The organism is Clostridium cylindrosporum DSM 605, from assembly GCF_001047375.1.
Classification (GTDB): Bacteria; Bacillota; Clostridia; order Clostridiales; family Caloramatoraceae; genus Clostridium_AB; species Clostridium_AB cylindrosporum.
On record NZ_LFVU01000028.1, the window covers coordinates 242,808 to 267,850 of the forward strand.

The following is a 25,043-nucleotide window of genomic DNA, read 5'->3' on the forward strand; positions in this document are numbered from 1 at the left end:
AAAATTATATACTAAAAAGGTTCCTAATTTATTTAAACTAGGAACCTTTTTATAATTTATACCTTAAAACTTTAGCTTACCCTTTACGTGAATAAGGTTTTTTTCTTGTAGATTTATCTGAGAATCTTCTTTCACTTTGAGACTTTTTAGCATCAGATTCCTTTTTACGTCGTGTTGTACTTTTAACTTTTACCCTTTGGTCTCTATGAACTTTAGGAATTTCAATTATCTTTGTAATAAGCATTGGATATTGGTGATCTTTTACTTCAGGAACTTCTTTGCCTATTAATTTTTCAATATCTTTTAAGTTCTTTTTTTCCTCAATATCACAAAATGAAATTGCAATTCCACTATGTCCTGCTCTACCAGTACGCCCAATTCTATGAACATAGGTTTCAGGAACGTCAGGTAGATCAAAGTTAATAACATGGGATAACTCACTAATGTCAATCCCTCTTGCAGCAATATCAGTTGCTACTAGAACCCTAGTTTCTCCACTTTTAAAACTATTTAATGCACGTTGACGGGCATTTTGAGACTTATTTCCGTGGATTGCTTGAGCAGCAATCTTTGATCTTTCAAGTTCACGTACAACACGGTCTGCACCATGCTTTGTACGTGTAAATACTAATACTGAACTAATTGATTTATCTTCTAAAATATCAAGTAATAACTTTCTTTTGTTTTCCTTATCTACATAGTAAACAGATTGATTTATAGTATCAACAGTAGATGAAACTGGAGTTATTTCTACCTTTACCGGATTAACTAAGATAGAGTTAACCATCTTTGTAATTTCCTTTGGCATTGTTGCTGAGAAAAAAAGTGTTTGTTTCTTACTTGGTATTTTAGAAACAATCTTTTTCACATCATGAATAAATCCCATATCAAGCATACGATCTGCTTCATCTAATACAAATATCTTTACGTGCTTAAGATCAACTAGTTTCTGATTTATTAAATCATTTAGCCTACCTGGAGTAGCTACAAGAATATCAATACCTCTCTTTAGTACTATTTCTTGCTTTCTTTGTGGAACACCTCCAAATATAACACCTGATTGTAAATTAGTATACTTCCCATAAGCCTGAAGATTTTCAAAAATCTGAATAGCTAGTTCCCTTGTTGGTGTTAAAATTAAAGATTGAATTTTTCTTGGTATATTTTTTTCACTCTTTTGCTCACTTAACAGCTGTAAAATTGGAATAGCAAATGCTGCTGTTTTTCCTGTCCCTGTTTGAGCACACCCTAGAAGGTCTCGGCCTTCTAAAACTGGTGGTATAGACTGTTCTTGTATCGGCGTTGGCATTGTGTAATTTTCATCAGCTAAAGCCTTTAATATTTTTGGACTAATGTTTAAGTCATTAAATTTCATATTGTCTCCTTAATATATAGGTAACCCTTAATTCTTCTATTATATCACTTTTAACTACCAAGTTCTTCGAATACTTTTATCTGTTATTTCAATTGCACCTTCTTTTAAAAGCCTTCCAACAGCTCTTTTAAAGGCACCTTTACTCATACTAAGTTTATTCTTTATATCCTCTGGATCACTTTTATCATTAAGCATAATCTCTCCTTTATTCTCTTCAAGAGCATCCATTATTCTTTTAGAATCACTTTCTATTTCCTTATATGCCTGTTTTCTTAAGCTAAGTTCAAGCTTCCCGTCATTTCTAACCTTTTTTACTCTAACTTCTACACTATCTCCTTCTTTATAATCACCATAGAACTCTTTGTTTAGAATTAAACCATGATATTTATCATCAACAGCTACAAATGCCCCTATTTCATTGTTTATTTTGTATATAGTACCTTGAACCATATCATTTTCCGTGTATGGTGATTCAGAGCTTAACATATCATAAACCTTCATAGTCGCACATAATCTATTGGCTTTATCTATGTAAAGTCCAACTAAATATGAATTTCCCTTTACAACTTTTTTCAATTGTTGTTTAAATGGTAAAAACAAATCTTTTTCAAGACCCCAGTCTAAAAATGCACCTATACTTGTATTGTCAACTACCTCAAGTACTGCTAAATTGTCCATAGTTATTTTAGGTTTTTTCGTAGTTGCTATAATTCTATCTTCTGAATCCCTATATACAAATACCTCTATTTCATCGCCTATTTCTATATTTTCAGGTACTTGCTTTATAGGAAGTAAAATATCTTCTCCGTTTGAATCTTCTTCAAAGTTTAGGTAAACCCCAAAGGATACCTCTCTAATTACACGCAGTTTTTGAATCTTTCCTAATTCTATCATCTATATACCTTCTTCTCTAAGTATTATTTTCAATTTAATTTTGTCCCATCTACCCATTATACATATTAACGTTATAAATTAAAATCTTTTATATTCTTTACTTTACGTAGGTAAGTAAATACTCATACCCCTCAGCCTTCATTTCATCCTTTGGAATAAACTTAAGTGATGCACTATTTATACAGTATCTTTTTCCTCCAAGTTCTTTAATACCGTCGTCAAATACGTGTCCTAAATGTGCATCTCCAACTCTACTTCTTACCTCTGTTCTTAACATTCCAAATGATTTATCAACCTTATTATTTATAACATTTGGATCAATTGGCTTTGAAAAACTTGGCCATCCACATCCTGATTCAAATTTATCAGTTGATAAAAACAAAGGTTCTCCCGTAGTAATGTCTACATATATACCCTTATCATAATTATTAAAATACTCATTATTAAACGGCGGTTCAGTTGCATTATTTTGGGTAACATTAAACTGCTCAGATGATAAATTTTCTTTAAGATAATTATAGCTTGGCAGTGAATACTTTGATTTATCTACAATTGCATTTTTTGCTTTTTCAAATAACTTTTCTCCAATATGACAATAACCGCCTGGATTTTTATCAAGATACTTTTGATGATATTCCTCTGCTATATAGTAGTTTTCAAGAGGTTTTACCTCAACAGCAATTTTATCATTGTATTTTTTTTGGAGGTTTTCAATGTAATTCTTAATAATAGCTTCATCATTTAAATTAACATAGTAAATTCCTGTACGATACTGAACTCCTATATCATTACCTTGAGCATTTACTGCGAAAGGGTCAATTACATCAAAATATAAGTCTAATAAAAATTCAAGGTTAATTATAGAAGAATCATAAACTACATGAACTGCTTCTGCATGACCAGTATTTCTTCTGCACACATCCTCATAGCTAGGATTCTCACTTTTTCCATTAGCATATCCTACATCAGTTTTTACAACACCTTTAACTTCTTCGAAGTACTTCTCTACACCCCAAAAACAACCTCCTGCAAAGTAAATATCTAAATGTGTATTTTCCATAGTATAATTATCACCTCTTATTTAAACTTTATATATATTCTTTTTTTAATATAGTTAATTAAAAAAATTTTCTATTTTCCTACTAACATTATTATTTGTAAATATAAATGAAAAATTCATATTTTCACCTCTAGCATAATTCGAATTAATTTGGCAAATATAATATTAATTAAGAAATAGAAAGGGGAGATATTTTTGCCAAACAAACTTATACATGAAAAGTCTCCTTATCTTCTTCAGCATGCTAATAATCCTGTTGATTGGTATCCCTGGAATGAAGAGGCTTTTACTAAGGCAAAACGCGAAGATAAACCAATTTTTCTAAGTATTGGATATTCAACATGTCACTGGTGTCATGTTATGGAACGTGAATCATTTGAAGATAATGAAGTTGCAGATTATCTTAATAAACATTTTATATCTATAAAGGTAGATAGAGAAGAGAGACCTGATGTTGATAGTATATATATGAGTGCCTGTCAAGAATTTACAGGTTCAGGTGGATGGCCCCTAAGTATTTTTATGGACACGGATAAAAAACCTTTTTATGCTGGCACATATTATCCTAAGAAAGATACTGTAGGTATGACTGGCTTTATGACTCTACTTGAAAGCATTGTTTATTATTGGGAAAATAAACGTGATGATCTAATGGAGCAGGCAAATGACATTGCGAATTCAATAAATCAATCTAATAATGAATTAAAATCTATTAATAACTCTATCCCTGAAATAACATACAAACAACTTTCTAGAAACTTTGATAGTATATATGGCGGTTTCTCCCACGCGCCAAAATTCCCTTCTCCACATAATCTATTCTTTCTATTAAAGTATTCTAATATATATAAGGAGAAACATGCTATAGATATGTGTATCAAAACACTCGATGCTATGCAAGCAGGTGGTATGTTTGATCATATTGGATATGGTTTTTCAAGATACTCAACAGATGATATGTGGCTTGTTCCTCACTTTGAAAAAATGTTATATGATAATGCCCTTTTATGCATGGCATATTCTGAATGCTATGACATAACAAAGGACGAGAAATATGCGGAGACTGCTGATAAAATAATCCAATATCTAACTCGAGACTTATATAGTAGCGATGATGTATTCTTTTCTGCAGAGGATGCTGATTCAGAGGGTGTTGAAGGAAAATTTTATGTATTTAAAAAGGATGAGGTTATTTCAGTTTTAGGAGATAAAGCTGTTGAGTTTTGTAAATATTATAATATTACAGACCGTGGTAACTTTGAAGGTAAGAATATTCTTAACCTAATAAAAAGCGAAGTACCTGAAGATAGAAAAGAGTTTGTTGAAGAGTGTAGAAAAGCCCTTTTTAATTATAGAGAACAGCGTACACGTCCTGCAAGAGATGAAAAGATTCTAACATCTCAAAATGGTCTGGCGATTGCAGCTTTAGCTATTGCTGGTAGAGTAATGAAAAATGAAGAATATATTTCCTATGCTGCTTCTGCTGTGGAGTTTATACTCAAAAACATGCAAACTAAAAATAATAAGCTTATTGCCCGCTACTGTGATGGTGAAGCAAAATATCTTGGCTATGCAGAGGATTATGCATATTTTATTTGGGGGCTTATAGAGTTATATACTTCTACATTTAATGAGTTCTATTTAGACAAGGCTTTATCTTTAAATGAAATTTTTATAGAAAGCTTTTTTGATAAGGAAGGTTATGGTTTTTATCTTTATGATAAGGACTCCGAGTCACTTATTATGCGTCCAAAGGAAATTTATGATGGTGCAACGCCTTCTGCAAACTCTGTTGCTGTTCATAATATTCTAAGACTTTCAAGGCTTACGCATAATATGGAACTCGAAGATTTAGCTAAAAAAACCCTTGAGGCTTTTATGTCTACTATTGAATCTATCCCAATAGGACATACATTTAGCTCCATGAATATTCTTTGTCTTCAAAGTGGAAGCACTGATGTTACTTTAGTTGGTGACTCTATAGAAGAACTAAGTGATATGATTAATACTTTAAGAGATCAGTATCATCCCTTTATTAATATTAGAGTTATTACTGATTCTAAAAATGAAAAATATAAAAAGGTTAGTGGATTAGCCACTGCATATGTATGCAAGGACTTTTCATGTTCTCCTCCTATCACTTCTATAGATAAATTAAATTCACTTTTATCCAAAAATAAAAATTAACTATAAAGACCACCTAGAACTTAACTAGGCGGTCTTTATTATAATATATCTTTTATTTCTAGGATACTATCAATCTTAACATCTGCAGATTTTAGTTCCTCTAAACTTCCAAATCCATATGTACATCCAATTGAATATAAACCATGGGTTTTGGCAAGTTCTATATCTACATCTCTATCACCAACTACTATAAAATCTCCTAGATACTTTTCTTTAATTCTATTAAATATTTCATATTTTGGCTTAAAATCAAACTCTTCTGTACAATAAAAATCATTAAAATACTTATCAAGCTTAAAGATACGTCTATGTTCATCCATATACTTTATCTTACAGTTACTTAAAAATATTAAATTATAACCCTTCTGCTTTAGATATTCAAGAATCTCAATACTACCATCATAAAGTTCAGCTAAACTATTGGCCATACATTCAATCATATAGGAACCAATTATACTGCTACACTTTTCCTTTTCTCCTTGAGGTAACTCTGGCATAAAATTATTCCACATATCTTTACTACTATAACCTAGCCATATACTTATCTCATCATCTTTCCATTCCCTATGTTTAGCATATCCTTTTTTAACCAAGTATTTATAAGCCTCTCTAAATGCTGGTGAATATATTTTTATGCTATTGTGAAGGGTGCCATCATAATCAAATATTATATTTTTAGAACTACTCATTTTATTAAAATTTATTTAGTAAATTAGCCATTTCAATTGCAGCTACTGCAGCATCAAAACCTTTATTTCCTGCCTTAGTTCCAGCTCTTTCTATAGCCTGTTCTATTGTATCTGTTGTTATTACACCAAAAATTACAGGCTTTTCGCTTTCTAAAGATACTGATGCAACCCCCTTTGATACCTCTGCACAAACATAGTCAAAATGTGGAGTCGATCCCTTAATAACTGCTCCTAAACATATTACTGCATCATACTTACCACTCTTAGCCATTTTCTTAGCTAGTAAAGGAATTTCGAAAGCTCCTGGTGTCCATGCAAGCTCTACATTATCTTCACTAACACCATGTCTTTTAAGCCCGTCTAGTGCACCACTTATTAATTTTGAAACTATAAATTCATTAAATCTCGCTGCTACTATTCCGATTTTTAACCCTTCTGCTACTAAATTCCCTTCAATAATTCTCATTTTTATTCCTCCTAAATCTTTAAATTATTTTAATAAGAAAGCATGTGATTTAATTTTTCTTGCTTTGTTTTTAAGTAAAATTCATTAACTTCATTATGATTCATTTGAATAGGTACTCTTTCTACTATTTCTATATCATAACCCTCAAGTCCAGTAATTTTTCTCGGATTATTAGTCATTAGCTTAAGTTTTTTAGCTCCTAAATCCTTTAGAATTTGTGCTCCTATTCCGTAATCCCTCATATCAGCTGGAAAGCCTAATTTAAGATTAGCTTCAACAGTATCAAATCCCTGGTCTTGAAGTGCATATGCCTTAAGTTTATTTATAAGGCCAATTCCTCTACCTTCTTGTCTCATATATAATAGTATTCCACGACCTTCACTTGATATTTTCTTCATAGCTGCATCATACTGTTCACCACAATCACATCTTTTAGAACCTAGTGCATCTCCAGTTAAACATTCTGAGTGTACCCTAGTAAGTATTGCTTCATCTCCAGAAATATCACCTTTAACTAATGCAACGTGATGCTCTCCATTTAACTTGTTAACATAGCCATACATTTTAAAATCACCATACTTAGTTGGCATGTTAATTTCTACTACCTTTTCTACAAGGTTTTCTACTTGTCTTCTATATGCAACTAGATCTGCTATAGTTATTATTTTTAAATCATGAAGTTTTGCAAATTCCATTAATTCTGGGGTTCTAGACATAGTACCGTCTTCGCTCATAATTTCACATATAACCCCTGCTCCTTTTAATCCTGCAAGCTTTGCTAGGTCTACCGCAGCTTCAGTATGCCCAACTCTTTTTAACACTCCTCCTACTTTAGCTACAAGTGGAAAAATATGTCCTGGCCTTCTAAAATCTTTTCCCTTAGCATCACTTTCTAATACTTTTTGTATTGTTAGTGATCTCTCATAAGCTGATATACCAGTTGTAGTATCAATATGGTCAATTGATACAGTAAAAGCTGTTTCATGATTATCAGTGTTATGTTCAACCATTCTTTGTATATTTAGCTCATTAACCCTTTCTTCTTCTACTGGCATACATATAAGTCCCCTACCGAACTTTGCCATGAAGTTAATAGCTTCTGGAGTAACTTTTTCAGCAGCCATTAATAAATCCCCTTCATTTTCTCTATCAGGGTCATCAACTACAATAATAATTTTTCCTTCTTTTATATCATTTATTGCTTCTTCTATAGTGTTAAATTTGTACATATAAGCTCCTCCTTCTATTAAAAGAATCCATTTTCTTTAAGGAAATTCTCATTAATAGCACTTTTTTTACTTTCATTAGCCTTTGAACCTAATCCTAAAAGTTTTTCTACGTATTTACCAACTACATCACATTCAAGATTTACTGTTTCTCCTGTTTTTTTAGAAAGCAGTATAGTTTCTTCCCCGGTATGAGGAATTATAGCCACCTTAAAAACTTCACTGTCAACATATGCAACTGTTAAACTTACTCCATCTATAGTAATAGAACCTTTTTCTACTATATACCTTAAGATATTTTCTGATGCTTTAATCGTTACCCAGGTTGCATTATCCTCAATTAAAAAGGATTTAATTTCTCCACAACCATCAATATGTCCGCTAACAATATGTCCTCCAAACCTACCATCAGCACTAAGTGCTCTTTCTAAATTAACTCTGCTGCCAATTTTCAAGTCTCCTAAATTACTTCTTCTTAGGCTTTCGGCCATAACATCTGCTTCAAACTTATTTCCCATTATATTTGTTACAGTTAAACAAACTCCATTAGTACAAATACTATCCCCTATGTTTGTTTTTTCTAAAACCTTACTACCTCTAATTAAAAGTTTAGATGACTTTTCTCCCTTTTTAATTCCATCTATATATCCAATTTCTTCTACTATTCCTGTAAACACCTTTAGGTCGGCCTCCTATTCTATATAACCTTCAATTAAGATATCATCCCCTAAAACTCTTGTAGTTAAATTTCGAAGTTTATATGCATCCTTTAAAGCTTCTATGCCATTTCCACCTACTGGGGTCTTTGACATTTCCCCACCTATTATCTTAGGTGCAATGTACATTTGTACCTTATCTACTATTCCTTCATCAAGAGCTGAGAAATTCAGCGTTGCACCACCTTCTAAAAGAATGCTATCTATTTTTAGTTCTCCAAGTTTTATCATTAAATCGTTTAGGTCCACTTTATCGTTTTTCAAATTAACTATTAAAATAGTTACTCCCTTATCTTCTAAGATCTTTATCTTATCTTCACTGGCTTTCTTAGTTGTAGCAATAATTGTTTTTGCTTTATACACTTCAGTAACAACCTTTGATTCAAGTGGAATTCTAAGGGTGCTATCTACAATTATTCTTACTGGATTTCTACCATTTTCAATTCTACATGTTAATTCAGGATTATCTTTTATAACCGTATTTACTCCAACCATTATTCCAGATAGTTCATTTCGAGTCTCGTGTACATCTCCTCTTGAGGCTTCTCCTGTTATCCACTTTGACTCTCCATATGAAGTAGCTATCTTACCATCAAGTGACATTGCGCATTTCATAACCACGAAAGGCTTTTTAGAAACTATATACTTCATAAAAACTTCATTTAATTCATTACATTCACTCTCTAAAACACCTGCTTCGACCTCTATTCCTGCTTCTTTAAGCTTTTTAATCCCATTTCCAGCTACAAGAGGATTTGGATCAAGAGAGCCTATTACAACTCTTTTAATCTTTTTTTCTATAATTTTATCTGCGCAAGGTGGAGTCTTACCAAAGTGGGAACAAGGCTCTAAAGTAACATACATCGTAGCTCCCTCTACATCGCAGGTTGCATTATTAAATGCATTAACTTCAGCGTGAGCCTCACCATATACCATATGGTATCCTTCAGCAATTATCTTTTCATTTTTTACAATAACTGCACCAACCAATGGATTAGGATTAACTTTACCTTTCCCTTTCTTAGCTAAATCTATAGCTATTTTCATATATTTTTTATTCATAAGCACCTCTCAGAATTAATTAGTAATGCTTTTATTATTAAACAAAAAGCCCTGAGCTAAACTAACTCAGGGCAATAATTCATATAAATTATAGAAGTACAACTATAATAAATTTATGTTTAAAATAATTATATTCTATAGGTTTATTAGTAATCTAAAATTAAAAAACTCTGAAATATAAAATATTTCAGAGCATAATATACAAAGTTACATAGGTAAATATAGACTACCATATATAAATATCCATCTTCTTTCATCCAGACTCTACTGTCGGCTTCGGAATCTAACCGAATCATGCCATTAAGGCTCGCGGGCTTTACCGCCGGTAGGGAATTTAACCCTGCCCTGAAGATTTATTAAATTTTATAACTATATTATATTTCTTATACCTATGTGTGTCAATATAATTAGCTAGTAACTTTTTAAATTTTAAGATAAATATTTATTTATAAGAGTCATAACATCTATTATAAGGCTAATGCTACCATCTCCAAGTATAGTACATCCACCAACTCCACTACTTCTTATATCATATTCTATAAGATATGGTGGAAGTGCCTTAACAACTACCTGTTGTTCTCCTATTAATCTATCTGCGAATAGGCAAACAACCCTATCATCACTTTCAACCATAACAACTATACCATCACATAAGTCTTGTATCTTTGTTACCTCATTAAAATGTTGATGTAATCTTATAACAGGATAACAGTTTCCTCTTAACATAAGCATTTCATTACCTTGACCATCTAAAATAATATCCTTAGCTTCAACTCTAAAAGATTCTCTTACACTTGTTGTTGGAATTGTATAGATACCTTTACCAACCTTCACCTGCATTCCACCTACTATCGCAAGAGTAAGTGGAATTCTTATTGTAAGTGTTGTACCCTTGCCTAGCATACTATCTAGCGAAATACTTCCTCCTACTTGTCCTATATTTTTCTTAACAACGTCAAGCCCTACCCCTCTACCTGAATACTCTGTAACCTTTTCCTTTGTTGAAAGTCCTGGCATAAATATAAGTTGAAAAATTTCCTTATCACTTAATTTTTCATCTATTTTTTTAATTAAACCTTTACTAATTGCTTTTTCCAAGATGATATCCTTATTTAGACCCTTCCCATCATCAGATATAGTTATAATAACATCTCCCCCGGTATTTTTAGCCTCTAAAACAAGTTTTCCCTTTGGGGGTTTTCCTTTTGCTTCTCTCACATCTACAGTTTCTATTCCATGGTCCATAGCATTTCTGATAAGGTGCATTAATGGATCAGATAAATTATCAATTATATTTTTATCTACTTCTGTATCTTCCCCTATAATAATTAACTCAACGTCTTTATTAAGCTTTTTGCACATATCCTTTACAATCCTATGCATTTTTTGAAAGATTGAAGCAACTGGTATCATTCTAATAGACATAACTATATCTTGAAGTTCATTTGTTAGCTTACTTAACTGCCTTGCTGCCTTAAAAAAGCCATCTAATTGAAGGTTTTTTAATTCTGGATTCTTTATAACCATGGATTCTGCAATAACTATTTCCCCTACAAAATCCATTAGTTTATCAAGCTTTGAGACACTTACAGTTACCAAACTGTTTTTTTGATTAGGTTTAATTGTTATATTTTCTTTTTTTGAAGTACCCTTTGATTTAGAATTGTCTAACATATCCTTTTCTTCTTTTATTTCATAGGATTTAACAAATAGTACTTCTTCTACTAATTTACCTATCTCTTCACTTTTAAGAAGCGTATCAAAGTATACTTGAAAACCATTTTTTATAATAACTTCACTACTTTCGTTATTTTCAGTAATGTCACTAGGTTTATAACTAATAATTCTAGACACTTCCTCTAATTTCTTAAGAAGATTAAATGCCCTCATATTCTCCATATGGCAATCCTCTTCAAAAAACACCTTTACCATATACATTTTCTCATCTTTTATTTCTATTGATTCTGTAGAGCTTTCACCTTTTTTTATTGATTCTAAACATTTTTCTAATTCCTTTACAAGGTCATTTTCATCACCATCTGTATTTTCACCTGCTTGAATCTTATCCATTTCACCTTTAATAAAATCTACAGACTTTATCAAAGTATCATAAATATTAGAATAATTAACCTTAATAGATTTATTTTCTCTTATAAAATAAAAGATATCTTCTACCTTATTTGCCAGCTTTGAAATGTTATTAAGCCCCATCATCGCTGAACTTCCCTTTATAGTATGCATAATTCTAAAAGTTTCATTTATATCCTCTGTACTCAATTCATTATTATCCTCTACAGAAACAAATAGATTTTCAAGCTGCTCAACTAACTGACAAGTTTCAAAAATAAAGATTTCCAAAAGTGAGTCTCTACCCTCATTTATTTCATTTGACATCTTTACCCACACCCCTTGCTAAATACTCTATAATTGTTTGTGGTATTCTTTCTAGGGGAAGCTCTCTTTCAACTGCACCTATATTAAAGGCAACCATTGGCATACCATATACTACAGAGCTTTTTTCATCTTGGCCTATTGTGAATCCGCCCTTATCTCTTATATTACGCAGTCCTCGAGCACCATCACTTCCCATTCCTGTCAGTATGACTCCTATAGCATTTTCCCCTACTTTATCAGCAACAGAATCAAATAGAACATCAACAGAGGGGCAATGTCCACTTACCTTTTCTCCTTTATAACAACTCACTAAATAATTATCCCTTTCCCTAATTACTTTCATCTGAAAATCACCTGGAGCAATAAGTACCCTTCCAGGCCTTATTACATCCCCACTTACAGCTTCCTTAACCTCAAGATTACTAATTCCATTTAACCTTTCTGCATACATTTTAGTAAATACAGGTGGCATGTGCTGAACTACTACAATTCCTGGCATATCCACCGGAAACTTTGTAATAATATCATGAATTGCATCTGTTCCTCCAGTAGATGCTCCAATAGCTATAACTATTTTACTATTATTTGTCATAACCCTTAAACTACTAACATAGCCCTTGTTATCTCTTTTCGTTGATATTCCAATTTTAGCTGTTGACGCTATTTTTATACGATTTATCAACTCATTTTTGAAGCTCTCCATATCTCCTTTTCTATCCCATGATGGTTTTGCAACATAGTCTATAGCACCCGCTTGTAAAACATCGAAAACCCTCTTACTTGCCGAGCTTACTACAATTACTGGTATAGGGTATTGTGGAATTAATTTTTGTAAAAATTCTATTCCATTCATTTTAGGCATTTCTATATCTAAAGTTAAAAGGTCTGGCTTCAGATCTATTATCTTATCCCTTGCCTCATAGGGGTCCTTAGCAAATCCTACAACCTCTAAAGTAGGGTCACTTGAAAGTGCTCTTTTAAGAACTTGCTGAAAAACTAAAGAGTCCTCCACTATTAATATTTTTATCTTCTTAAATTGCCCCATTAACCCTACTCCTTTCTATATACTGCTGGCATTATATACTTATAATTAGTATTGTGATAAGCAAGTGATTCTGAGTGACCTATAAAAAGATATCCTCCAACCTCAGTACTCTCATAAAATTTGTTTATAAGTTTTACTTTTGTTGAGGTATCAAAATATATCATCACATTTCTACAAAATATAACGTGAAACTTTTTCTTAAATGGGAAGTTTTGTTCCATTAAATTAAAACTTCTAAAAATAACCTCTTTTTTAATTTCATCTGAAATTGCATAATTGCCATTCCCAACATTATTAAGATATTCTCTTTTCCATTCAGGCTTTAGATCTTTAATGTTCTCCTCTGTATATACACCTTTTACTCCTTGAGCTATAACCTTATCTGAAATATCTGTTGCAAGTATTTTAGTATCCCATGCTCCACCTTTTCCTTTAAAATAGTCCTTGTTAATCATAGCTAAAGTATATGGTTCCTCTCCACTAGAGCATCCTGCACTCCATACCCTTAAATCTCTCTCCTTTAATATATTTGAAAAATAAGGGAGAACCTTATTTTTATAGTATTCAAAGTGCTCCCATTCTCTCATAAAATAAGTGTGATTTGTTGTAAGTTTTTCTACTAGAAAACTTATTTCTTTACCTGTATGGTCGTTAAAAACCTTTTCTAAATACTCACCAAATCCCTTGTATCCCCTCTCTAAAATGTAGCCACTTAATCTTCCCTCTATAATGTTACGTTTGTTATATAAATTAATCCCATAATACCTTTTAATATACTGACAGAGTCTTTCAAACTCCATATTACTTATAGTCAGCATATGATTAATATTTGCCATAGTCCCTATCACTTAAAATAATTTGTGGTTTTTCGTGGGATTTATTTACAGAACTCTTTTCTATAGACGAAGTTTTTATTCCATCACTACTCTCACTAACCTCATCTAAAGTTAACTTACCTACCATTTCCTTTAATATTTCTGCCTGGGCATATAACTCTTCACTACTCGCTGCCCCCTCCTGAGCTGCCGCTGAGTTTCTTTGAACTACCTGGGATAGCTGCTCTATTCCCTTATTAATCTGATCAATTGCTACCGCTTCTTCAGTAGATGACTTTGCTATTTCTTCTACTGAAGAAGCTGTCTTTTCTATACCCTTAACAATATTATCAAGCGCCTCAGCTGTTTCATTTGCAATATTCTTTCCATTTTCAGCCTTCTTTATGGAGTCCTCTATTTTAAGTGTTGTTTCCTTAGCTGCCTCTGCACTTCTAGCTGCTAGATTTCTAACTTCCTCTGCAACAACAGCGAATCCCTTACCATGTTGACCTGCCCTTGCAGCTTCAACCGCTGCATTAAGTGCTAATATATTAGTTTGGAATGCTATATCATCTATAACCTTAATTATTTTTGAAATATCCTCAGATGCCTTATTTATCTCCTGCATTGCCTCTAACATATCATGCATTAATTCATTACCTTTTACCGCACTTTCCTTTACGACTATAGACATTTCCTTAGCAGAACCTGCACTTTTAGCATTTTGCTTTGTTTGCTTTGCTATATCCGTCAATGAAGTATTAAGCTCCTCTATGCTACTTGCTTGCTCAATTGCTCCCTCTGATAAAACTGTACTAGAATCTGCAATTTGTCTTGAACCCTCTGCTACTTGCTGTGACGTTGTATAGCTATCCTTAACAAATACTTTTAAGTTTTCTATCATAGTTGATATAGATTTAGATAGCATTCCTATTTCATCATTACTCTTTGCTTCTAAAGTTACATTTAGGTCTCCCTTTGCAACCTTATTTGCAGCTTCAACAACCTCGTTTAAAGGCTGTGTAATTTTTCTACTTAGGAAAATTGCAATAGCTATTGCTAAAATATCTATGATCGTCATAGTAATTAGCATATTCTTAACTGTACTTTTTCCAACTAATGTATTGTTATTAGCCTTCTCCTTTGCGTTTTTCATACTCATTTCTATAGCCTTTTCTAAAATAGCTTGTTCCTTACTTGCAAGCTGAACTAGTATGCTACCATCCCTCATATAAGGTTTTACCTCATCTATTTTTCCCTCTAAGCATAGTTTAAGGACTTTATCTGTTATACTTAAATATTCTTTATCTACATTAAGATACTCCTCATAGTTATCTTTCTCCTCCTGTGTAGGATTAGTATTTATATATCTCTCCATTGCTACTTTAATCTTTTTTCTTTCTTGAATTATTTGATTATACTGAGACTGTCTCTCCTCTTGTGTTTCAGAAAGAATCATTTGCCTTGTATTAACACGTTGCTTTTGAAAAGATAAAGTGACTTCTGATATATCACCTATAGGTTTAACATTCTCATAAAACAACTGATTATCAAGTTCACTCATTTTATTAATACCTGAATATGCGATTAGTATTATACTTCCTACTAAAGTTATTACGACAATAAAAGTTAATATAAGCTTGTTTTTAATTTTTAGGTTACTAAACCTATTCATAACTATCTTCCCCCCTATTTTTTTGAGGCTTCAATTTAAATTTTCCAACCATTTGCCTCAGCATAACCGCCTGACTATAAAGTTCTTCCCCTGCTGATGCACTTTCCTCTGCAACTGCTGAATTGTTTTGTACTACATCTGAAACTTGTTCAATCCCTTTATTTATTTCTGAAATTGCAACTGCTTGTTCTCCTGTTGCTATATTTATGGTTGTAACCATGTCAGATGCCTCTTGAATACCATCTGCAATGTTTTTCAGTGCTGATGCTGTGGATTTTGCAACCTCCATTCCACCTTCAGTTTTAGCCATAGAATCCTCTATCATATCTGTTGTTTCTTTAGCAGCATCTGCACTTCTTACAGCTAGATTTCTAACTTCCTCTGCAACTACTGCAAATCCCTTACCATGTTGACCTGCTCTTGCGGCTTCAACAGCAGCATTTAGAGCTAGAATATTAGTTTGAAATGCTATATCATCTATCACCTTTATTATTTTAGATATATTTTCAGAAGCTAGATTTATTTGTTCCATTGAACTTAACATACTTTCCATTTGTTCAGTACCTTCTATAGCGTTTTTCCTTACATTATCTGTAACTTCCTTAGCTTTCCTAGCATTTAACTCATTTTGCTTAGTTTGCAAGTCAATTTCTGTAATCGACGCTGTTAACTGTTCAATTGCACTTGCTTGCTCTGTTGCTCCCTGTGATAGTGAAGCACCTACATCTGAAACCTGTCTTGCACCTGACTCTACCTGCTCTGACGAACTATTTATATCACTTAAAACTCTATTAACATTATCCCTCATATTAATGAATGCTCTAGCAAGCATTCCTACTTCGTCTTTAGTATCAATATCTATATCTACATTTAGGTTTCCGCTTGCAAGATTATTTGCTGATTCCCTAAGAACTTGTAATGGTTTTGAAATCATTCTTCCAAGTAAAATTCCAAGTAAGATAGCAACTACTACACTAATAGCACTGATAATATTCATATACCAAACAAGCCATGTTGCAGTAGATTGATTTGAGTCTAAGCGAATCTTACCTCCATTTAATTTAAAATCCTTTAACTTATTTATTGATACTTTCTTTTCATCATGAAGTTTTACATATCCTTCTCTTTGATTTAATAAAATACTAGCTTCTGCTTTTTTATCATTAACTAGTAGGTTTATTATCTTATAAAGAGAGTCTCTGTGACTATTTCTTGCAGTTTCATATGCTTTAAATATTTCTATTCCATCTTTAGCTAAAATCATACTTCCATAGTTTTTTGCAGCATTATCCTCAATTGCAATTTCCTCTTTTAATTTATTGTATAAATCTTGAAGTTCTTGTTTTTCCGTTGCCAAATTCATTCTAATTAAATAATATTCTTGTCTCTCCGATGATTCAGAGATGATCCCTGTTTCATAAAGAGGAACAGATACATAATCATAAAGCTCCTTGTCAAGCCTCGCCATTTTAGATATGTTGTAGCTTCCTATGATTCCAACACTACCTACTATAAGAGCCACAAGTGCAAAACCAATTGTTAATTTTATACCTATTTTTAGATTCTTTAATTTAAACATCCCTTTGTATCTCCTTTCAATATTCTTTTTACAAATCAATAAGCTTACATGCTTCATCTCTCCTTAAAAGTTTTTCACAATCTAATAGTATTTTCACTTCATTTCCTACCTTTCCAATTGACCTTATATATTCACTGTCAAATCCAACCCTACTACTTGGTGGATCAATAATACTATCCTCTGGTATAGTGATAACTTCTTCTACATTATCTACGATTAATCCAACTGATATGTTGCATAGTTCAACTACAATAATGCATGTTCTGTCATTATACTCTGCCTCTTCTTTATTAAACTTCAACCTTACGTCAATAACAGGTATTATCTTTCCTCTAAGATTAATAATCCCCTTAACAAATCTTGGAACCTCAGGTATAGATGTAACTTTCTGCATACCTATGATTTCAGTTACATATTTAATCTCTACACCAAATACCTCTTTCCCAAGTATAAATGTAAGGAATTTACCCTTTTGAGTATCCTCCTCAATTGCGTTACCTTTTATATCTTCCATTTCTATACCCCTTTCCCTGACTATTTTCGCTACATAATATTCTCTATATGCATTAAAGGTTACAGAGCCTATACCTTCCACTTATTTACAAGCAAAAAAAGACGATGCTCCTAGAGCTTTTTAGCCCTAGAAGCACCATATTCTTAGTATTAAATTAATACATTAGTTTACATATATTATTTGTAAATTCAACTGGGTCACTTATTGATAGTCCTTCAATAAGTAATGCCTGATTATATAATAAATTAGTGTATAAATCTAACTTATCTTTATCATTATTAAACGCATCTTTTATTGACTTAAATACATCATGGTTAAGGTTTATCTCTAAAATCTTATCAGCTTTTATGTTTTGACTATCAGGCATAGAGTTTAAAATCTTCTCCATTTCGATTGATAAATCTCCTTCATTTGATAAGCATACAGGATGATTCTTTAGTCTCTTTGATGCTTTAACATCTTTAACCTTATCAGATAAAACATTTTTCATGTATTCAAATAGTTCTTTATTTTCCTCATTTAAATCAGATGAATTTTCATTTTCATCATTTTCTATACCAATATCTCCACTTGAAACAGACTTGAATTCCTTTTCCTTGTAATTCATTAGCATTTTAATTGAGAATTCATCTATATCATCTGTAAAGTAAAGTATTTCATATCCTTTATCTAGTACAACCTCTGTTTGTGGAAGCTTTTCAATTCTTTCAATTGATTCACCAGCAGCATAGTAAATGTACTTTTGTTCCTCGGGCATTCTTGATACATATTCACTTAATGTAACCATTTTCTTTTCTTTAGATGAATAGAACATTAATAGATCTTGAAGAACGTCTTTATTATTTCCATACTCACTATAAATACCATACTTTAATTGTCTTCCAAAGGACTTATAGAAAACTTCATATTTTTCTCTTTCATTTTTTATTAGGTTTTCTAGTTCATTTTTTATTTTATTTTTTATATTTTTAGCAATAAGCTTTAATTGTCTATCATGTTGTAAGATTTCACGTGATATATTAAGTGATAAATCCTCTGAGTCTACTATTCCCTTTACGAAGCCAAAATAATCAGGTAGTAGATCCCCACACTTGTTCATTATTAACACACCATTTGAATATAATTCAAGGCCCTTTTCGTATTCCTTTGTATAGAAGTCAAATGGGGTTTTTTCTGGAATATATAAAATAGCATTATAGCTAACTGCACCATCGACACTTATATGAACATATTTTATTGGCTTATCAAATCCATAATGCTTTTCTGAATAGAATTTACTATAATCCTCCTCAGTAAGCTCCTTTTTATTCTTTTTCCATATAGGAACCATACTATTAACAGTTTGTTCTTCTATGTAATTCTCATATTCTTCTTCTGAGCCTTCTTTAAGTCTTTTACTTGAAATATCCATTTTAATAGGATATCTAATAAAATCAGAATATTTTTTGATTATTGACTTTATAGTGTATTCCTCTAAATAGTTATCAAAACTTTCATCTTCAGTATTTTCTTTTATCTTTAGGATTATTTCCGTACCAACTGAATCCTTCGTATAAGGCTCAATAGTATAACCATCTACTCCCTTTGATTCCCACCTATAAGCCTCATCAGCACCGAACGCCTTACTTATAACAGTAACGCTATCAGCAACTAAAAATGCTGAATAGAACCCTACACCAAACTGACCTATTATATCATGTCCATCTTTTAATTCATTTTCCTTTTTAAACTTTAATGAGCCACTTTTTGCTATAACCCCAAGGTTATCATCAAGCTCCTCCTTAGTCATTCCAATCCCAGTATCAGAAATTCTAAGTTCTCTATTTTCCCTATCTATAGACACTTTTATAAAATAATTATCCTTTTCAAAGGTTATAGAATCATCAGTTAATGCCTTATAGTAGATTTTATCAATAGCGTCACTTGAATTAGATATAAGCTCTCTTAAGAAAATTTCTCTATGAGTATATATTGAATTAATCATAAGGTCTAAAAGTCTTTTAGACTCAGCTTTAAATTGTTTTGTTTCCAAAATAAATCTCTCCCCTCAAAGAAATATTTATACTAAACTTCAAACTTGTTAGCACTCTTTTCACCCGAGTGCTAATCTTATATTTTTTATATCATAATTTAATATACTATGTCAATATTTTCTTAATATAGGCTACTACTCCAAAGCCTTCAAGTTATTTTTCAATTTCAAATACTATGCTATAAAAATTTTCTCCTAGTAAAAATTTAGAAATAGTTTTAAATCCATTATCGTTAAAAAGCTTCTCTACGCAACTCTCGGATATTCTATGTTCAACAGGAGGTCCCATTGGTGTCTTTCTCTCATGAAATTCTATTACCATAAATTTTCCATAACCTTTTAATATTCTTTTAATCTCACTTATCATACTATCCTTATTATCAACTTCATGTAAAACTGTTACCATAATAGCCATATCACATATATTACTTTCAACTGGTAATAAGTCTTTTTCAACCTTTTTCACTACAATGTTTTTAGCATTATGTTCCTTAACTCTATTTCTTAAGAGTTCTATCATACCATCTGAAATGTCTATTGCATAAATATCCCCAGTACTTATCTTAGAAGCAGGAAAAGAGAATACCCCTGTACCAGCCCCAATATCACAAAGCACCATTTTATCCTTAAAGCCTGCATTTATTAAAGTATCTTTAGGATTCAATTCCTCAATTCTTTCCTTACTCTCAAATTTACTTATCTTTTTTTCAATCATAATTTATTCTCCTTTATAATTATAGAATTGTAATAATTACAGCACATTTAATAATAAAAAACATCAGAAAAATTCCGATGTTTTAAAGTCAATTAATTTTAGTTTATTAAGATATTACTTAGTCAAATAATCCTCCACCGTTGCCAATTCTAAACCCTTTTGATGTTGTTCCAATACTTTTTTGTGCCTTTTTATTATTAGTTTGAATTGAAGATTTTTGCTTCTTTTTTTCTATTATTTTCTTCATCATTTCAATATTTCTATTATCCATTATATAACCTTCCTATATTCCAATATTATTCATTAACATTAAAATAATAATATCATATTTTAAATCGAAGGGGTTAGAGACTTTTTATATCTCTAACCCCTATTTATGTAAAATTATATATTTAAATTTTAAACTTTGATATTAATTCCTTAAGCTCAATTGATCTTGAACTTAACCTTGTAGCTGCACTTGAAATTTCTTCTACAGAAGCTAATTGCTCTTCAGATGCTGCAGCTACATTTTGTGCAACTTCAGAATTATTTTCTGCAATTTTAGTTACTTCTGATAAAGAGTTAGTTACCTCTTCTGCATTTGAATATATATAATCTGATGCTATAGAAACTTCTTCAGTTTGAAGGACTACATCTTTAACTGCATTTAAGATTTCACTAAATGTCATACCAGTTTTTCTAACTTCACCTAATCCTTCTTTTATTTCTGAGGCCACCTTCTTCATTCTTTCTACTGACTGTATAGTATCACTTTGAATATCTAAAATTAAGGATGATACTCTATTTGAAGCCTCAGATGATTGTTCAGCTAATTTCTTAACTTCCTCAGCTACTACAGTAAACCCCCTACCTTGTTCTCCTGCCCTAGAGGCTTCTATAGCAGCATTTAGTGCTAATAAATTAGTTTGAGATGAAATCTCTGCTATAACCTGAATAATTTGTCCAATATCTTTAGATCTCTCGTTAAGTGACCCTATAATATTATTAGATTCTTCTACATATAGGTTAATGCTATCCATTTTACTAATGACGCCTTTTACAATTTCATTGCCTTTTTCTGCTTTATTCTCCATATCCTTCGAAGACTTATCAACCAATGCTGAACTTATTGCAATTTCTTGAATTTTATTTGTTACATCCTGCATTGCATTCGTTACATCAACAGTATTTTCAAGCTGAACTTCTGAGTTGTTTGCTACTGTCTGGATAACTTGGGTAATTTCATTAGTTGCACAGGTTGTTTCCTCACTAATTTCTGATAATGTTTCTGATGAGGTGGCAACATCTTTAGCAACTTCTTGAGTTAACTTAATCATATTTGAAAAAGATATTGAAATTTTATTTAAATCATCCATAATATATTTAGTTTCATCCCTAACATCTAAATCTATTCTTTGGGATAAATCCCCTGCTACTATCTCATTAGCTATTTTTCTAATAGAAAATACTGTAGTATTAATTCCTAAATAAAAGCCAATAAATAAATATACTAATAAAATACAAACTAAAACAGCAATAGAAATTACTATATTCTTTTGAAATATTAAATTATTAATTTCTTCTTTTGCCATGGTATCTAATAAACTAGATACAGAATTAAGTGTTTTATAAACATTATCAATGGAGCTAGTAGCAAGAGTAAAGTAATCCTTCGAGTCAGTATTCACTATTTCTGGTCCTAAGACCTTAGAGTTAACTATATCTACTAAACTCATAGCCGATGACATGGATTTACTATATGATTCACCTAACTTATTTTTTATTTCAGGGTGAGACTTAAACACAATTTCCATTCCTCTACTTGAATCTTTTAAAGCAGTTAAAATAGATTGATTTAAATTTTGCATAGAAATTTGTTCTTCTTTAGAAAGTATTTTTCTTTCAATAATTCCAGAACCAATAGCTCTTGCTTTTCCCATATATTCAGTTGTAATTGGTAATTTATTAATTATCGTATCTGCTAAATAGTACTTATAAAGCTCTTGTTGCAAAACAATAGTTGAAGTATCAGCTACATGTGCATTAAAATCTAGTATATTTGCAATAATATCGCTATGCTTTTTAAACGAATTCGCTGCAGTAAGGCTGAATACCTGACTTTCAAGGGATGATAATTTATTTTTTATATCAATCCAATACTCTTTAGTTTTTAGTACATCGTCATATTTAATATCTAAAGTATCAATTGCTTTAATATCCCTTTGAATTTCCCTTTGCTTTTCTAGGATATTATCTTTGCTTTTATCTTTACCCTGTAAATAAATTGAGGATAATCCTCTATGCTGCTGAGTATGCTGGATAAGTGACCTTATGGCAATATTATACTGTAACCCTTTTATCTGATTTTCTTTCATTTTAATATTTGAATTTAAATCAATTATTAAATATGAAAGAAGTACTGATAATGGTAAAAGGAATAAGATAAAAATTAATCCAAACTTCTTTAAAAATTTTAATCGATTCATTAAAAATATCGCTGGTTGAAAAATATTAATCTTCAAAACCTCCTCAAGAATAAAATAACTATAATATATATTTTTTACATATTTAACTTAACTTAGTTTATCATTTTATCATTTTTCGACATATTTTTAAATAGTTTTTATAAATATTACACAATATAATTAACAAGTTTTACATACTTTAACACTACTAAATTGATTTATAGATTAATATAAATCCTAAATTTTTAATAATAAAAAGCAGCCACTTTCCCTGTGACTGCTTTAATAAATATTTAATACTATATTTTAAACTTTTCTACTATTTCAGTTAGTTTATTTGCAAGTTCTACCTGATTTTTCACTGTTAATTCAACATGCTTCATATCCTTTGTTGCTTCACTTACATTATTTCCGATTGAAATAGAGTTTGTAAATGAGTTTTGAGAAGCCTGTGCCATAGCTTGTATTGAATTACTTACCTCATTAACTGTAGCATTAATCTCTTCTGTCATATCTGCCATCCCAATTGACATATTAGATATATCTTGAGAATCTTTATAATGTTCTTCGCTTATACTAGAGAAATTCTCAAACTGAGGATTTACATTATTTATTATGAAATTTAATATATTATTTGAGTTAAGAGCTAAATTGTTAAAAGCCTTTTGAACCTTTTCTATTGTTAGCTTCACGTTACTTACTGCACTGGTAGATTGATCTGCTAGTTTTCTCACTTCGCTAGCAACTACAGCAAACCCTCTACCTTGTTCTCCAGCTCTTGCAGCCTCAATTGACGCATTTAGTGCAAGGAGATTAGTCTCATTTGCTATATTCGCTATGGTTTCTGCCATAATCTTTATATCTTCAACAACCTTTCCATCTTCTATAGCTTTCAAGATCTTTTCTTTGTTTTCATTAAATAATTTGCTTGCTTCTTCAAGTGCCAGATTTCCATCTTTTTGAACATTAAGTGCTTTTTCTTTAGATATATTAGCATTTTTACTTCCTTCAAATGCCTTTTGAGAAAGTATACTAATGTTTGAGTCTACTTCCTGAACAGAAGCTGAAATCTCCTCTGCCCCAGCACTAGCCTCTTCCATTTCTTTTCCTATTTCATTAGTTGAATCGTTTATATCCACAAGTCTTAGGTTTAGATCTTCTATAGTTTTAAATAGATTTTCACTTGATGAAGTAATTTCTATTGAATCTTCAACTATAGACTTAATTAATATTCTTACATTGCCTTGCGCAGCATTAAGGTCAGCCCCAATATCTGAAAATTCATCCTTTGCATCTATAATTATAGGTTCAGAAAAATCATACTCTTTAAGTCTATCAGAGAACTTTCTAATTCTTTTTAATGATCTCATAATATATCTGTATAAAAGAATTACTATAATACTACTTACTCCGGCTCCAATAATTATAGTAAAAACAGCTTTATATATTGATTCTTTATAAATCACGCTACTACGAGATTTTATACTCTCTGTACCCTCAATATTTATTTTTATTAACTCATTTATAAGTCCATCAGCTTCCTTCCACTGTGACTCCACCACTTTTTCAAGATTTAATGACTCACTATACTTTTTTTCATCTGTTAACTTACAAGTTTCTACTATGCTTTTTTTAAATTCATTAAGTGTACTTTTAAATTTTTGAAAAACAGCTTCTTCCCCTGGAAGCCATTCACCTGTATCTCCATTTTCATAATCATTCATCATTTCATCATTTTCTTTAATTATGTTTTCAATATCATTTTTTAGGCTTTTAATCTTAGTCTCATCCTTTTCATTAACTATCATTAGTGCATTTTTGCTCATCATAACTAAATTAGATTCTAAGTGCCTAACTCTATTTACTGCACCCATTGCATAGATAATATCCTTTGCATTTTTATCCATACTTTTAGTTATAATAATGCCTCCAATACCAATAACAAAAATAAAAGTTATTAATATACTAAATGATAGAATTAGCTTTGTTTTTAAATTTAATTTTTTCACTCTCTATTATCCCCCCGAGAATATTATATCTACATTTCCCTACATATTTAAAGAAATTATAACATTTATAAACTTTACAACCAATATAATTTAAATAGCAGAAATGTTAAGTTTAGTTTAAATATATTTTTACAATCCTATAA

At 31.1% G+C, this 25,043-nt stretch carries 20 protein-coding genes and 1 riboswitch; of the genes, 1 reads left to right on the forward strand and 19 read right to left on the reverse strand.

Annotation, left to right across the window (positions count from 1 at the left end; translation table 11 throughout):
- Positions 1-76 precede the first annotated feature (76 nt).
- From CLCY_RS12020 to msrB, 3 genes are all read right to left on the reverse strand, one after another.
- Positions 77-1,375, reverse strand: a complete 1,299-nt coding sequence (locus CLCY_RS12020; RefSeq protein ID WP_082141815.1) for a DEAD/DEAH box helicase — start codon at positions 1,373-1,375, stop codon at positions 77-79.
- A 54-nt stretch (positions 1,376-1,429) separates the two neighbouring features.
- A complete protein-coding gene (locus CLCY_RS12025; protein WP_048571390.1) occupies positions 1,430-2,269 on the reverse strand; it encodes a CvfB family protein in 840 nt (279 codons plus the stop codon).
- A gap of 97 nt (positions 2,270-2,366) precedes the next feature.
- Entirely contained in the window at positions 2,367-3,329 is a 963-nt protein-coding gene (gene msrB, locus CLCY_RS12030; RefSeq protein ID WP_048571391.1) for a peptide-methionine (R)-S-oxide reductase MsrB, read from the reverse strand.
- Between the two features lie 195 nt (positions 3,330-3,524).
- On the opposite strand from msrB, the gene CLCY_RS12035 reads away from it, so the two are divergent.
- Positions 3,525-5,516: a thioredoxin domain-containing protein gene (locus CLCY_RS12035; RefSeq protein ID WP_242844978.1), complete on the forward strand. Its 1,992-nt coding sequence runs from the start codon at positions 3,525-3,527 to the stop codon at positions 5,514-5,516.
- Positions 5,517-5,554: 38 nt separating this feature from the next.
- Here CLCY_RS12035 and CLCY_RS12040 read toward each other — a convergent pair whose 3' ends face one another.
- The 16 genes from CLCY_RS12040 to CLCY_RS12110 all read right to left on the reverse strand — a co-directional run bounded on the left by CLCY_RS12040 (position 5,555) and on the right by CLCY_RS12110 (position 24,900).
- The gene (locus tag CLCY_RS12040) at positions 5,555-6,205 is read right to left on the reverse strand and encodes an HAD family hydrolase (RefSeq protein WP_048571393.1); all 651 of its coding nucleotides are present in this window, start codon (positions 6,203-6,205) and stop codon (positions 5,555-5,557) included.
- 4 nt (positions 6,206-6,209) lie between these two features.
- Positions 6,210-6,671, reverse strand: coding sequence for a 6,7-dimethyl-8-ribityllumazine synthase (ribH, locus tag CLCY_RS12045; RefSeq protein ID WP_048571394.1), 462 nt, complete (start codon positions 6,669-6,671; stop codon positions 6,210-6,212).
- Positions 6,672-6,700: 29 nt separating this feature from the next.
- Positions 6,701-7,900: a bifunctional 3,4-dihydroxy-2-butanone-4-phosphate synthase/GTP cyclohydrolase II gene (locus CLCY_RS12050; protein ID WP_048571395.1), complete on the reverse strand. Its 1,200-nt coding sequence runs from the start codon at positions 7,898-7,900 to the stop codon at positions 6,701-6,703.
- Positions 7,901-7,917: 17 nt separating this feature from the next.
- The gene (locus tag CLCY_RS12055) at positions 7,918-8,574 is read right to left on the reverse strand and encodes a riboflavin synthase (RefSeq protein WP_048571396.1); all 657 of its coding nucleotides are present in this window, start codon (positions 8,572-8,574) and stop codon (positions 7,918-7,920) included.
- A 15-nt stretch (positions 8,575-8,589) separates the two neighbouring features.
- Positions 8,590-9,675, reverse strand: coding sequence for a bifunctional diaminohydroxyphosphoribosylaminopyrimidine deaminase/5-amino-6-(5-phosphoribosylamino)uracil reductase RibD (gene ribD, locus CLCY_RS12060; protein WP_048571397.1), 1,086 nt, complete (start codon positions 9,673-9,675; stop codon positions 8,590-8,592).
- A gap of 241 nt (positions 9,676-9,916) precedes the next feature.
- Positions 9,917-10,032: riboswitch (FMN riboswitch) on the reverse strand.
- A gap of 72 nt (positions 10,033-10,104) precedes the next feature.
- The gene (locus CLCY_RS12065) at positions 10,105-12,069 is read right to left on the reverse strand and encodes a chemotaxis protein CheA (protein ID WP_048571398.1); all 1,965 of its coding nucleotides are present in this window, start codon (positions 12,067-12,069) and stop codon (positions 10,105-10,107) included.
- Positions 12,059-13,114, reverse strand: a complete 1,056-nt coding sequence (locus CLCY_RS12070) for a protein-glutamate methylesterase/protein-glutamine glutaminase (protein WP_048571399.1) — start codon at positions 13,112-13,114, stop codon at positions 12,059-12,061. Before CLCY_RS12070 ends, CLCY_RS12065 begins: the two co-directional genes overlap by 11 nt.
- A 5-nt stretch (positions 13,115-13,119) precedes the next feature.
- Positions 13,120-13,932, reverse strand: a complete 813-nt coding sequence (locus CLCY_RS12075; protein ID WP_048571627.1) for a CheR family methyltransferase — start codon at positions 13,930-13,932, stop codon at positions 13,120-13,122.
- A 4-nt stretch (positions 13,933-13,936) separates the two neighbouring features.
- The gene (locus tag CLCY_RS12080) at positions 13,937-15,604 is read right to left on the reverse strand and encodes a methyl-accepting chemotaxis protein (RefSeq protein ID WP_048571400.1); all 1,668 of its coding nucleotides are present in this window, start codon (positions 15,602-15,604) and stop codon (positions 13,937-13,939) included.
- The gene (locus CLCY_RS12085; protein WP_048571401.1) at positions 15,597-17,183 is read right to left on the reverse strand and encodes a methyl-accepting chemotaxis protein; all 1,587 of its coding nucleotides are present in this window, start codon (positions 17,181-17,183) and stop codon (positions 15,597-15,599) included. The genes CLCY_RS12080 and CLCY_RS12085 overlap by 8 nt, the downstream gene beginning before the upstream one ends.
- A 28-nt stretch (positions 17,184-17,211) precedes the next feature.
- The gene (locus CLCY_RS12090; protein ID WP_048571628.1) at positions 17,212-17,697 is read right to left on the reverse strand and encodes a chemotaxis protein CheW; all 486 of its coding nucleotides are present in this window, start codon (positions 17,695-17,697) and stop codon (positions 17,212-17,214) included.
- Positions 17,698-17,851: 154 nt separating this feature from the next.
- Positions 17,852-19,729 carry a molecular chaperone HtpG gene (htpG, locus tag CLCY_RS12095; RefSeq protein ID WP_048571402.1) on the reverse strand — a complete coding sequence of 626 codons (1,878 nt, stop codon included), beginning with the start codon at positions 19,727-19,729 and terminating at the stop codon, positions 17,852-17,854.
- Positions 19,730-19,883: 154 nt separating this feature from the next.
- Positions 19,884-20,444, reverse strand: coding sequence for a class I SAM-dependent methyltransferase (locus CLCY_RS12100; protein WP_048571403.1), 561 nt, complete (start codon positions 20,442-20,444; stop codon positions 19,884-19,886).
- 118 nt (positions 20,445-20,562) lie between these two features.
- Positions 20,563-20,715 carry a hypothetical protein gene (locus CLCY_RS13930; RefSeq protein WP_200899982.1) on the reverse strand — a complete coding sequence of 51 codons (153 nt, stop codon included), beginning with the start codon at positions 20,713-20,715 and terminating at the stop codon, positions 20,563-20,565.
- Between the two features lie 121 nt (positions 20,716-20,836).
- Positions 20,837-22,948, reverse strand: a complete 2,112-nt coding sequence (locus CLCY_RS12105; RefSeq protein ID WP_048571404.1) for a methyl-accepting chemotaxis protein — start codon at positions 22,946-22,948, stop codon at positions 20,837-20,839.
- Positions 22,949-23,190: 242 nt separating this feature from the next.
- A complete protein-coding gene (locus CLCY_RS12110) occupies positions 23,191-24,900 on the reverse strand; it encodes a methyl-accepting chemotaxis protein (RefSeq protein WP_048571405.1) in 1,710 nt (569 codons plus the stop codon).
- Between the last annotated feature and the right edge of the window lie 143 nt (positions 24,901-25,043).